11 protein-coding genes are annotated in these 11,969 nt (G+C 54.5%); 7 read left to right on the forward strand and 4 right to left on the reverse strand.

All coding sequences use genetic code 11. The features are described 5' to 3' along the window. The first annotated feature begins 65 nt into the window (after window positions 1-65). The 7 genes from panB (at window position 66) to B0D78_RS13605 (ending at window position 7,760) form a co-directional block, all read left to right on the forward strand. Window positions 66-902: a 3-methyl-2-oxobutanoate hydroxymethyltransferase gene (gene panB / locus B0D78_RS06950; RefSeq protein ID WP_078016255.1), complete on the forward strand. Its 837-nt coding sequence runs from the start codon at window positions 66-68 to the stop codon at window positions 900-902. Between the two features lie 73 nt (window positions 903-975). Next, window positions 976-1,944, forward strand: a complete 969-nt coding sequence (locus tag B0D78_RS06955; RefSeq protein ID WP_078016256.1) for a TRAP transporter substrate-binding protein — start codon at window positions 976-978, stop codon at window positions 1,942-1,944. 196 nt (window positions 1,945-2,140) lie between these two features. Further along, the gene (locus tag B0D78_RS06960) at window positions 2,141-2,620 is read left to right on the forward strand and encodes a TRAP transporter small permease (RefSeq protein ID WP_078016257.1); all 480 of its coding nucleotides are present in this window, start codon (window positions 2,141-2,143) and stop codon (window positions 2,618-2,620) included. Continuing rightward, window positions 2,613-3,899, forward strand: coding sequence for a TRAP transporter large permease (locus B0D78_RS06965; protein ID WP_078016305.1), 1,287 nt, complete (start codon window positions 2,613-2,615; stop codon window positions 3,897-3,899). The genes B0D78_RS06960 and B0D78_RS06965 overlap by 8 nt, the downstream gene beginning before the upstream one ends. Before the next feature lie 117 nt (window positions 3,900-4,016). After that, window positions 4,017-5,453 carry a sodium:glutamate symporter gene (locus tag B0D78_RS06970; RefSeq protein WP_240496135.1) on the forward strand — a complete coding sequence of 479 codons (1,437 nt, stop codon included), beginning with the start codon at window positions 4,017-4,019 and terminating at the stop codon, window positions 5,451-5,453. A gap of 155 nt (window positions 5,454-5,608) precedes the next feature. Then, a complete protein-coding gene (locus B0D78_RS06975; protein ID WP_078016259.1) occupies window positions 5,609-7,297 on the forward strand; it encodes an amidohydrolase in 1,689 nt (562 codons plus the stop codon). 202 nt (window positions 7,298-7,499) lie between these two features. Beyond that, complete coding sequence (locus B0D78_RS13605; protein ID WP_143521768.1) at window positions 7,500-7,760, forward strand: IS3 family transposase; 261 nt, start codon at window positions 7,500-7,502, stop codon at window positions 7,758-7,760. Between the two features lie 51 nt (window positions 7,761-7,811). On the opposite strand, the gene sufU is transcribed toward B0D78_RS13605, so the two are convergent. From sufU to sufB, 4 genes are read right to left on the reverse strand one after another with little or no spacing between them, the layout of a single operon-like run. Beyond that, the gene (gene sufU, locus B0D78_RS06985; RefSeq protein WP_078016261.1) at window positions 7,812-8,258 is read right to left on the reverse strand and encodes a Fe-S cluster assembly sulfur transfer protein SufU; all 447 of its coding nucleotides are present in this window, start codon (window positions 8,256-8,258) and stop codon (window positions 7,812-7,814) included. Continuing rightward, complete coding sequence (locus B0D78_RS06990; protein ID WP_078016262.1) at window positions 8,248-9,489, reverse strand: aminotransferase class V-fold PLP-dependent enzyme; 1,242 nt, start codon at window positions 9,487-9,489, stop codon at window positions 8,248-8,250. Before B0D78_RS06990 ends, sufU begins: the two co-directional genes overlap by 11 nt. Beyond that, entirely contained in the window at window positions 9,482-10,540 is a 1,059-nt protein-coding gene (locus B0D78_RS06995) for a SufB/SufD family protein (protein WP_078016263.1), read from the reverse strand. The genes B0D78_RS06990 and B0D78_RS06995 overlap by 8 nt, the downstream gene beginning before the upstream one ends. A gap of 15 nt (window positions 10,541-10,555) precedes the next feature. Next, window positions 10,556-11,965 carry a Fe-S cluster assembly protein SufB gene (gene sufB, locus B0D78_RS07000; RefSeq protein WP_078016264.1) on the reverse strand — a complete coding sequence of 470 codons (1,410 nt, stop codon included), beginning with the start codon at window positions 11,963-11,965 and terminating at the stop codon, window positions 10,556-10,558. Between the last annotated feature and the right edge of the window lie 4 nt (window positions 11,966-11,969).

The following is an 11,969-nucleotide window of genomic DNA, read 5'->3' on the forward strand; positions in this document are numbered from 1 at the left end:
AGATTGTTCCGTTCAATAATCTGTCAACAAGTGCGACTACATTATTCTAGGAGGAGGAGTTTGTGATGACGAAAAAGAAAATGACTATTATGGATTTTCAGAAGTACAAAGACGAGGGCAGGAAATTTTCCTACGTAACGGCTTATGATTATACTACGGCTTCAATCGTAAACGATAGTGAGGTAGAAGTGATTCTCGTCGGAGATTCTCTCGGCATGATTATGCTTGGCTATAGCGGTACCACCGCTGTGACCATGGATGATATGATTCATCATATCCGCCCCGTCGTCAAGGGAGCTCCGAATACCTTTATCGTGGGGGACATGCCCTTTGGTTCCTATAACGTGAGCTGCGAGCAGGCTATCATGAATGCGACACGCCTGATCAAGGAGACGGGATGCGATTGCATTAAGCTTGAAGGCGGCGTCGAGATGGCTGATAAAGTCGCCGCAATCGTCAAGGCCGGCATCCCCGTAATGGGCCATATTGGCATGACCCCTCAGACCGCTACTTCCTTTGGCGGATTTAAGGTGCAGGGTGGTACGCCTGAGAGCGCCCGCAAGATTATTGAAGACGCCAAAATTCTTGAAAAAAACGGGGCGTTCTCCATCGTTCTTGAGTGTGTCCCCAACTGTGTTGCCAGGGCTATGTCCAAAGAAGTGAAAATACCCATCCTCGGAATAGGCGCTGGCCCCGACGTAGACTGCCAGGTTCTGGTTACACAGGACCTTCTCGGCATGTACGGCGAGTTTAAGCCCAAATTCGTCAAACAGTTTGCCCAGATTCGCCAGGCTATGGTTGAAGGCCTTAACGAATTTCATAAAGAGACCCTCGATGGCACGTTCCCTTCGCATGAATTCTGCTTCAACAAGCAGGTTGATATTCCTCCAGCATCGGAATAACTTTGGCGTCTTTCAGTAAAACGGTTTTATGCGCGCGAATATACAAAAAACATATCATCAAGGAGGTAAAAACATGAAAAAATTGCTTGCACTCGCGACAGTCCTTTGCACTATGTTAAGCACAAGCGCGTTTGCCGCAGAAGTCCTTAAAGCCTCACATTCTGTGGCACCTTCTCACCCTTACCATCTTGGACTTGTAAAATATGCTGAACTGGTCAAAGAGCGCACAAATGGCGAAGTGTCCATTGATATTTTCCACTCTGCGCAGCTCGGAAATGAACGCGATAACATCGAAGGGCTTCAAATGGGGACGCTGGATCTGTGCGTTTCCTCTACAGGCCCCATGGGTGGCTTTGAACCTAAATTCCTGATGTTTGATCTTCCTTTCCTATTCCGCGACCGAGAACACGTTTATAAGGTGCTCGATGGAGCAATCGGCGAGGAGCTTTTAAAGAAACTAGCCGACGTTGGCATCGTGGGAGCTGCCTACTGGGAAAACGGTTTCCGACAGGTTACGAACTCCAAGCGCCCGATTAACTCGGTAGCCGACATCAAAGGTTTAAAGCTTCGTACCATGGAGAACCAGGTCCATATGGATGCTTTCCGCGCCCTTGGCGTTGACCCGACTCCTATGGCCTGGAGTGAGGTCTTCACAGCTCTTCAGCAGGGAGTTATTGACGGACAGGAAAACCCTGTGCCCATAATTTACGTACAGAAGCTTGTAGAAGCCAATCAGAAATATCTTGCCGTGACGAACCATGTTTATTCGCCATCACTCCTTCTGATCAGCGCAATCACACTCGAACGCTTTGACGAGAATACCCGCAGAATTCTCGTTGACACAGCCAAAGAGGTGGCACCCTATCAGCGCGGTTTGATCAAACAGATGGATGACGAACAGATTGGCTTGCTCCAGGAAGCAGGCATGACAGTGACCTATCCCAATCAGGATGAATTTAAGGCAGCATGCGTACCTGTCTACGAGAAATATGAAAAGAAATTTACAAAAGAACTCATTGACAGCATTATAAATACGAAGTAAAAGATGCGTTTAAAAGCATTAAGTTTCTGAAATTGAATTCATTATTTCGTAACAGATAATACTATGCTTCTATAGATGCTTGATTGCGTTTCAATTTTACAAATCAAGTATTTCTATCTAAAGGCATGATAGCGAAGTTTAGTGTAGGTGAGAGGCTGCGTTGCAAAGACGCAGCCTCTTTTAGGAAGGAGTGCGCATGATGCATAATGTCAGCAACGCTCTGAATTACCTTGTGGAGAAAATTATCTGCGTGTTATTGGCAGCTATGACGGTGGTGACCTTTGCACAGGTCGTTTTCAGAATAATGCATGGCTCTCTGCCATGGTCCGAGGAACTGTCGCGTTACATGATGGTCTATCTGACGTTTCTTGGTTTGAGTGTCGGTGTCAAACGCGGTGCCTTAATAGAGATCGAAGCTTTTATGAGTTTTTTCCCCAAGTCAATACAGCGCTGGACTGCCGTATTCGTAACGATGCTGAATATGGCATTCTTCTACATCTTGATTCGATATGGCATCAAGATAACGATGATCACACTTCGCCAGACATCCCCCGCTATGGGCGTGAAAATGGGCTATATTTACGCTTCAATTGCCATTGGTGCGGCGTTGATGATGCTTCACTCTCTTGATAGTCTCATTCAGAGCTTTAAAAGGGCGGTAGATGGACATGAGTAACGATATCGCATTGATACTTTTTGGATCGTTGCTGGTTCTGTTTTTCCTGAAGGTTCCTATCGGTTTTTCCATCGGAATAGCTTCGGTGCTCACTTTGATGCTATGCACTCGCGTTCCCCTACAAGTGGTACCTCAGAGGCTTTTTACCGCGACGGACTCATTTCCATTCATGGCTGTACCATTCTTTATCCTGTCTGGTAGCTTGATGGAACAGGGGGGAATATCTCAAAGACTGATCTCCCTCGCAAGTGCCTTTCTTGGAGCTTGTCACGGAGGGTTGGGTATGGTATCCATCGTAGCCTGCATGTTTTTTGCGGCGATTTCCGGTTCCTCCGCCGCAACCACAGCCGCTATTGGAGGCATCATGATTCCCGCCATGGTCAAGCACAGCTACGACGTAGGTTTTGCTTCCGCGGTCAACGCCTCAGCGGGGACCATCGGAATCATCATTCCCCCCAGCATTCCCTTTGTTACTTACGCTGTGCTTACAGGCGCGTCAGTGGGAGCCATGTTTCTCGGCGGAATGATTCCCGGTCTGCTGATGGGGCTGTCTCTGATTGTCATAGTCTATGTGATTTCGCGTAAGCGTGGGTATAAAGATGAATATACGGCCAGCTGGCATGATTGCTGGGTTGCTTTTAAAGACGCGATTCTCGCGATCTTCATGCCTATCATCGTCATAGGCGGCATTTACAGCGGCATGTTCACGCCGACAGAGGCGGCTGTCGTGGCTGTCGTTTATGCCTTTGTCATTGGAACTTTTGTCTATCGTCAGCTTAAATTCAAGGTTATTGTAGATGTGCTGATCGAATCCGCGGTCAGCACGGCGGGTATCCTGTTTTTGATCGCTGCTGCATCGCTGTTCGGCTGGATTTTGACGAACAACAGAATCCCCGACGTGATCGCCAAATGGATGCTTTCCGTATCCTCAAATCCGGTGATAATCCTGTTGCTGATCAACGTGCTTCTGCTTGTTGTCGGCACGTTCCTTGACACCGTGGCGGCGTTAATCATCCTGGTTCCCATACTTTTCCCGATTTCTGTCCAGCTTGGCATTGATCCTATTCACTTTGGTCTGATAATTTGTGTCAACCTGGCTATTGGACAGGTTACTCCGCCTTTTGGAATCTGCCTTTTTGTGGCTTGTGGTGTCTCTGGCATTAAACTTGAGAAAATCGCAAAGAGCGTTTTGCCTTTCATTCTGGCGCTCGTGGTGGATGTGCTTCTCGTCACTTATCTGCCCTGGCTCAGCACATGGTTGCCCCGAGCCCTGATGTGACGACAATGCGGTGCGGGCATATCTGTCATGCCACAGCTGACAGATGGCTGTGAGGTTGTTGTGCATTACAATTGTTGATCCTGTGGTGCAAAATAATCATAAGGAGGAGGAATGAAAATGACAGCTTTAGCGTGGATAGGGGTAATGTTTATTCTCGCAGTGCTATTGCGGGCAAAGATCTTCTTTTTAGGGAAATCTCTGGTACCTGCATGTGTCATTGCAGGTGTTGTCGGGTTCGCATTTATGAATACGACTGGACTTGGCGGTTCCTCATCGGCTGATTACAGCTACATTTCAGGGCAACTCTATACGTTCCTTTTTATTAACATGGGTATTACTCTCGCGGCGAAAAAAGATCAGGCGGCACATAAAACAATGCCACACCGTCTTTCGGGGTTCCGTGAAAAAATTGCTGGCAGCATGTTTTCAGGTATCCTTGGAATGGGCTCGTTCTGGGCTCTAGCCTATTCGTTCCAGGCTCTGATCGGTTTCGGCCTTCTGTGCCTGATTGGACAATACTGGGGGATGGATCCTACATATGGGCTCCTCATCTCTTTCGGTTTCGCTCAGGGGCCTGGACAGGCAGTCACATACGGAATTCAGATGGAGGCTGCGGGGTGGAGCCACGCTGTTCAGGTGGGCATTACCTTTGCGTCTATGGGCTTTCTGGTCGCGTTTATCTTCGGCGTACCCTACGCAAAGAGGGGCATCAAAATGGGAATCGCAAGTTCAAGCGTCCGCCTTGGCGACGACGTAGCCCTGGGATTTTATGAGCCTGAAAAACAAGAAAATTACGGCAAGCTCACAACTTTTGGCGGCAACCTTGATGTCCTGACATTCCACGTCGCTCTTGTTGGCGTGGCTTGGATTATGGGTATCTATGTCGGCAAGCTGTGGGGGTTCTTCCCCGGCTATTTTGGAAGACTCTTCTCTCAGTTGCTGTTCTTTAACGGCATGCTCTGCGCCTATGCCCTCCGCTGGTTCGTCGGCAGGTTCGGGCTGTTAAAGTATCTCGACAGAGGTACTCAGATCCGCATTGGCGCTCTCTGCACAGACCTGATGGTGGCTTCAGCTTTCATGGCCATTGACATGCAGATCGTGGGCAAGTGGATGGTGCCTATTCTGATCATCTGCGTAGTCGCCTCTCTTGTCACGTGGTACGCCATTCTTTACTTCGGCGCGCGCTTTGGCGGAAGTAACGACTTTGAGCGCATTCTCGGTGAGTGGGGAACCGCGACGGGCACGAACGCTACGGGACTCTCTCTTGTCCGTATCGTCGACCCCGAAGCGGAGACAACAACCGCGGCGGAACTGGGGCCAGCAAACATCGTGAACGTTCCCGCGTCATACTTTGTCATGCCTGCTATTCTGGCCTACTCAGCCCGTTCCATGAGCAGGAGCTCTATGATCTTCTGCCTTGTGGCTGTTCTCGTCAGCTATCTTGTCTTTATGCGCGTCGTCGGCGTTTGGGGCAAGAAGACCTTTGACATGGCAAAAGGCGAGAAGTACCAGGATGGCAAACTCATCATGAAAGACGGCAAAACGGTGGCATGACATTTATTGACAACTGAAATGCTGTGACTGTTCTCTGCGGGATCGGTCCTGAGGTGAGAATCGCAGGCAGGCTAATGGTTTGGCATGTTTGTGTCTGCGGGACACTGTGGGGCCGGTCCTTGAATTTATTATGAAATAGCTGAGGGAGTGAGAATATGAAGACGCGCGACCACAAAGGAAGAATATCGGAAAGCATGATTGGAGGCTATTCATATCTGGATACAGCTTTTATAAATGGCAAAGTGATCACTGTGAACGAAGCCGACGAGATTGTTGAGGCCGTCGGCGTCAAGGGAAACAAAATCGCCTTTATCGGAAGCGACAGTGAGATAGACGGCCTCATCGCCCCTGAAACGCGGGTCATTGACCTCAAGGGACGAACGCTGATGCCTGGCATCAACGATACTCATTTTCACCCGATACTGAACGGAATGCTCGGCTGCGATCCCAACTCGGCTATTATTGACACAACGCTCAAGCGTTGCGGTTCCATTGTCGAACTTCTGGATTTGCTTCGCTGTGCAGTCCAGCATAAGAAGCCAGGCGAGTGGATATCCATGATGGGTTATGAACCACTGCTTCTGTGCGAGAAGCGGCATCCGACTTTAGAAGAGCTTGACGAGGTTGCTCCTTTAAATCCAGTCCAATGCATGCACGGAGGCGGGCACATTTGCATGTATAACACCCTGGCGCTGGCGTGCCTTGGCGTGACATCGCCAAAGGACGCCGCGAAATTTCCCCCCGATGAGGTAGAAGTGGTAAATGGAGCCCTCACTGGCATGGTGAGAGGTCACACTCACTTTTTACTCTGGTCTCACGTCGGTTACACGGAAGACCAGCAGAAAGAAGCGGCGCTGGTGTCGCAACGGCAATTGCTTGAGGCTGGAGTCACTTCGGTTGGAGATATGGGAGAATGCGGGCGCACATCTTATCACGTTATGCAGAAACTCTGCCGTGAAGGTGCGTTCAAAGTGCGTGTCAACATGGCGCTTCACAGCATCTTTGGCAAACCATTCTCTCTTGCTGAGAATCAGAGCTGGCTTGACCTAGGATTCCTCACGGGCCTTGGCGATGAACATTTCAGAGTAGGACCGTGCAAATTCATGATCGATGGCGGTTCAGGTGGTCCATCCTGCGCGACTCGTGAGCCCTATTCACATGCCCCCTCAATGGTTCGCGAAAGAGGCTGGGAGCGCCAGGAAGTTTCAGACTACATTAAGAAGATAAATGACGCCGAATGCCAGGCTACAGCGCACGCCATTGGTGACCTTGCTATTGAATTCATGATAGAGGGCTTTGAAAGGGTCTTTGCTGAAGATCCTGACAGAGTGCGGCGTTTGCGCCATCGGATTGAGCACTGCACGATAGTCGATCAGGATCTGATTGACAGAATGGCGGTCATGAACATCTGCCCGTCTGTCAATGCCGGTCTCGTCGCCATGCTCGGAGCCAATTTCACGCGCTTTTACGGTGAACGAAACAGATATCTTGGGGCACTGAGAAGCATGATTGACAAAGGAGTAAAATGCTCGCTTCACAGTGACGCGCCCTCCGGACCAGTGGGACTTAAGTGCATTGACGGTTGTGTCAACAGGTATGACAGAGTAAAGGGCGTTCAGTGCGATCGTACTCAGGCTATAACCCCTCTTGAGGCGATTCGAGTCGCAACGCTTAACGGCGCATATTCTACTTTTGAGGAAAACATCAAGGGCAGCGTAGAGGTTGGCAAGCTGGCTGACTTGATAGTGCTTTCTGATGACATATTGAGCATTGCTCCTATGGACATTGACAAACTGAAAGTTGATATAACAATGATTGATGGTGATATCCTCTTCTCAAGATAAGAAGTGCAACCTCTCAACGGAAAAGAGTTTTTCGATACCGTGTTGCATTTACTTTGGGGTTTGGCATGTCAGAAATTATATAATTAAGTTTCAGAATTCATCTTGCATCTCAGAACTGTTTTCCGCATAATAGACACCACAGAACGTACAATTTTGGGCGCTGGTTGCGCCGCAAGAATACAGATGGCAGTATCAGCATGAATTGAAAGCACACGGTATTATCCAGTCGATGTTAAGGAAAGGCAATTGCTACGATAACTGTATTATGGAGACGTTCTTCGGGAGACTGAAGAATGAGATGTATTATAGACATGAGCAGGAATATAGGGCATTTAAGGATTTTACCAGTGCAATCAGAAAATATATAAAATACTATAACAATGAGCGGAACCAGATCAAAACAAAATGGATGCCGCCTGTAAAGTACAGGATAGCATCCATGTCTCGCGAGTTCGATCAGTAATCATTGTGTCCAGGATTCTGGGTACATATCAGGCTAACTTTGCGGCTTTTTTCAGCGTTTCTTCGCGGCGTTGTCGAGGTTCCGCAGGATCTCGTCCATGGTATGCCAGCCCAGCACGGCGCACTTGACGCGCGCCGGCATGTGGGAAACGTCGCGCAGCGCGCCGGCCTCTTCGAGCTCTTCGATCTCTTCCTCGGAGGCCGCGCCCTGGATCATGCGCCGGAAGATATCCGACAGACGCAGGGCCTCCTCTTTCGTGCGGCCGATGACGAGGTCGAGCATGATGTCCGCCGAAGCCTGCGAGATCGCGCAGCCGTCGCCCGCGAACGCGCCGTCGACGATGACGCCGTTTTCGATTTTGAGGCTGAGCGTGATGTCGTCGCCGCAGGACGGGTTGACGCCTTCCAGCGAGAAGCCGGCGTTTTCGAGCGCGTGTTTGTGCGCCGGACGAACGTTGTGTTCGGTGAGGATTTCGTTGTAAAACGTCCTATTCTCCATCGCGGCCCATCTTCTTTCGGATGCCCGCCAGGCAGGCGATAAAACGGCGGATGTCTTCCTCCGTGTTGTAAAAGGCGATGCTGGCGCGCGCCGTCGAGCGGCAGCCGAGATGTTCGAGCAGCGGCTGGGCGCAGTGATGGCCGGCCCGCACGCAGATGCCGGCTTCGTCGCAGATCGCCGCGATGTCGTGCGGATGCACCCCGTCGACCGTGAAGGAAAGGATGCCGTGGTGGTCGAGTGGATCGCCGCTGCCGAGCACATGCACGTGCGGGATCTTTTTCATTTCCGCCAGCGCCAGCGCGCAGAGGGCGTTTTCGCGGCGCTGGATCGTTTCGAAGCCGACGGACTGGATGTATTCGATCGCCGCCGCCAATCCCGCGGCGCCGCCGGCGTTGACGGTGCCGGCCTCGAACTTGTGCGGCACGGGCGCGTAGGTGGCGCCGTCGCGCCGGACGGACTCGATCATCTCGCCGCCGTAGAGGAAGGGCGGCATTTTGTCGAGCAGCTTGCGCCGTCCGTACAGCACGCCGACGCCCATCGGCGCCAGCATCTTGTGCCCGGAAAAGGCGAGAAAATCGACGCCGAGCTCCCGCACGTCCACGGGCAGGTGCGGCACGCTCTGCGCGCCGTCGGCGACGAGGATCGTGCCGTTGCGGCGGCACAATTCGGCAAAAGTTTTGAGATCGTTTTCCACGCCCAGCACGTTGGAAACGTGCGTCACCGCCGCCAGCCGCGTGCGCGGCGTCAGCGCCACGGCGAACGTTTCCGCCGTCAGGGAGCCGTCCGGCGCGCAGTCGACAAACTTCAACGCCGCGCCGGCCGCGCGGGCGGCGTTCTGCCAGGGCAGCAGATTGCTGTGGTGCTCCATGACGCTGACGAGGATCTCGTCGCCGGGGCGCAAAAAGTTCATGCCCCAGCTGTAGGCGACGAGGTTCAAGCTCTCCGTGGCGTTGCGAGTGAAAACGATCTCCTCGGGCGCGGCGGCGTTGACGAACTTCTGAACGGCCGCGCGCGCGTTTTCGTAGGCCTCCGTCGCCGCCACGCTCAGCCGGTACAGGCCGCGCAGCGGGTTGGCGTTGTTTTTCTCGTAATAATCCCGCACCGCGTCCAGCACGCGCTTTGGCTTCTGCGTCGTCGCCGAGCTGTCGAGATAGACCAGATCTTTATCGGCGAAAATCGGAAAGTCGCCGCGCAGGCGCTCGTCTTCCCGTTTCAGTTCCGTTTCATTCATCGTTCGTTCCTCCGTTCAACCAGCGTTCCACGCCGCGCCGCGTCGTTTCGTCGGGAATTTTCGCGGCCACGGCGGCGACGCGCGCGCGGGCCATCATCTCGTACGCGTCGTCGCGGGGCAGCCCGCGCGACTCAAGATAAAACAGCAGCCGGTCGTCGAGGCGTCCGATCGTGGCGCCGTGATTGCCCGTCACGTCGTCTTCGCCGCAGAGGATCAGCGGGATCGTCCGGTTGACGACGCCGTCGTCCAGCAGCAGCACGTCCTCTTTTTCGTCGCCCGACGCCTGCGCGGCGCCGCGGCGAAAGTCGATCGTACCGCGGAACAGTTTGAAAGCCTTCTCCCGCAGCACGCCGGAAGCGTTGATCTCGCTTTGCGTGCGGCGTCCTTCGTGCAGCGCCGTGTAGTTCATGTCGAGCCGTTCGGTTCCGCGCAACAGATAGCCGACGTCGGCCTTCAGCGCGCTGCGTCGCCCTTCGAGGGCACACTGCGCGCCCATGAAGACGTTCCCGCCGCCCAGCGCCAGCTGGATCAGCTCCACCCGCGCGCCGTCAGCGCACCGCGCGCCCACGTCGTTGAAAAACGTCAGCCCGCCGCCAAGCCGTTGGATCTGCACCAGACGCAGCAGCGAGTTCCGTCCCAGCTCCATCTTCGTCTGCGCGCCGGCGAACCCCGCCGCGCCGGGGGCCGAACGGAAATCCATGACCGCCGTCAGCTCGCCGCCTTCGCCCGTCTCCAGCTCCACGGCGTTGAACGCTGCCGCGCCGTCCGCGTAATCAAAGCTGAAACGCAGCGCTTCGTCCACTTTTCCGGCGGCCGCGTATCTGCGGACCGGCAGCGCCGCCTCCTCCACCAACCGCTCCACGTCCGGCCCCATGCCGGACGCGCAGCGCAGCGACGGCGCGGGCAGCGTTTCATCCGCGACGCCCGCGGGGACTTCGGCGGCAAAAGCTCCCTCGCCGCCGACCCGCGCAGCCGTTTCCGTCCCGTTCATGCGCAGCCAGTTCCACGTCGGCGCGGGCAGGCGATTGACCTTCATCTCCATCGAATCCATGAAAGTTTTCCTCCTCTAGCCGATGCTGCCCTTCATTTCCAGGCGGATCAGATTGTTCATTTCCACCGCGTATTCCAGCGGCAGCTCCTTGGAGACGTTGTCGGCGAAACCGCTGACGATCATGGCGCGCGCCTCGTCCTCGGGAATGCCGCGCGACATCAGGTAGAACACCGCTTCGTCGCTGATGCGGCCGATCTTGGCTTCGTGACCGACGTCGGCATCCGGCGTGCGGACGTCCACAGCGGGGATCGTGTCGCTGCGGCTGATCGCGTCGAGCATCAGCGACTGGCACGAGACCGACGACTTGGCGCACTTCGCTGCGGCGTTCATGACCACGGCGCTGCGGAAGGTGCCGACGCCGCCGTCCTTGGAGATCGAGCGCGTGGCGACGTACGACGACGTCGAGGGCGCGGCGTGCACGACCTTCATGCCCGTGTCGAGATTCTGCCCGCGCCCGGCGAAGGTGATGCCGGTGAACTCCATGCGCGCGCCGTCTCCGTTCAGGATCGTCATCGGATAGAGATACGAGATGTGCGAGCCGAACGATCCCGACACCCATTCCATAATTCCGCCCTCCTCGACGACGGCGCGCTTGGTGTTGAGGTTGTACATGTTCTTCGACCAGTTCTCGATCGTGGAATAGCGCAGCCGCGCGTTTTTGCCCACGAACAGCTCTACGCAGCCGGCGTGCAGGTTGGCCACGTTGTACTTGGGCGCCGAGCAGCCTTCGATGAAGTGCAGGTCGGCTCCTTCGTCGAGGATGATCAGCGTGTGCTCGAACTGTCCCGCGCCGGGCGCGTTGAGGCGGAAATACGACTGCAGCGGAATCTCCACCTTCACGCGCGGCGGCACGTAGACGAAGGAGCCGCCCGACCAGACCGCGCCGTGCAGCGCCGCGAACTTGTGGTCGCGCGGCGGCACCAGCTTCATGAAATGCTCCCGGATCATCTCCGCGTACGGGCCGCGCAGCGCGCTCTCCAGATCGGTATAGACCACGCCCTGCGCCGCCACTTCGGCCTTGACGTTGTGATAGACCAGCTCGGAATCGTACTGCGCGCTGACGCCGGCCAGCGACTGCCGCTCCGCCTGCGGGATGCCGAGGCGCTCGAACGTAGTTTTGATGTCCGCCGGCACGTCGTCCCAACTGGCGTGCATGCGCTCCGTATCGGGGCGCACGTAGGTGACGATGTTTTCCATGCGCAGCCCGTCGAGCGGCGGCCCCCAGTCGGGGAGCGGCAGCTCTCCGTAAACTTTCAGCGCGTTCAGGCGAAACTCGCGCATCCACGGCGGATCGTTTTTTTCCGCGGAGATCCGGGCGACGATCTCCGCCGTCAGCCCCTCTTCGACTTTATAGGCGTCCTTGCCGTCGAAACGGAAGTCGTAGCGGCTGCGGTCCAGGTCTTCGACGTACGTCTTTTCTTTCATGGAG

It is taken from the genome of Pyramidobacter sp. C12-8 (genome assembly GCF_002007215.1).
Taxonomy (GTDB): Bacteria; Synergistota; Synergistia; order Synergistales; family Dethiosulfovibrionaceae; genus Pyramidobacter.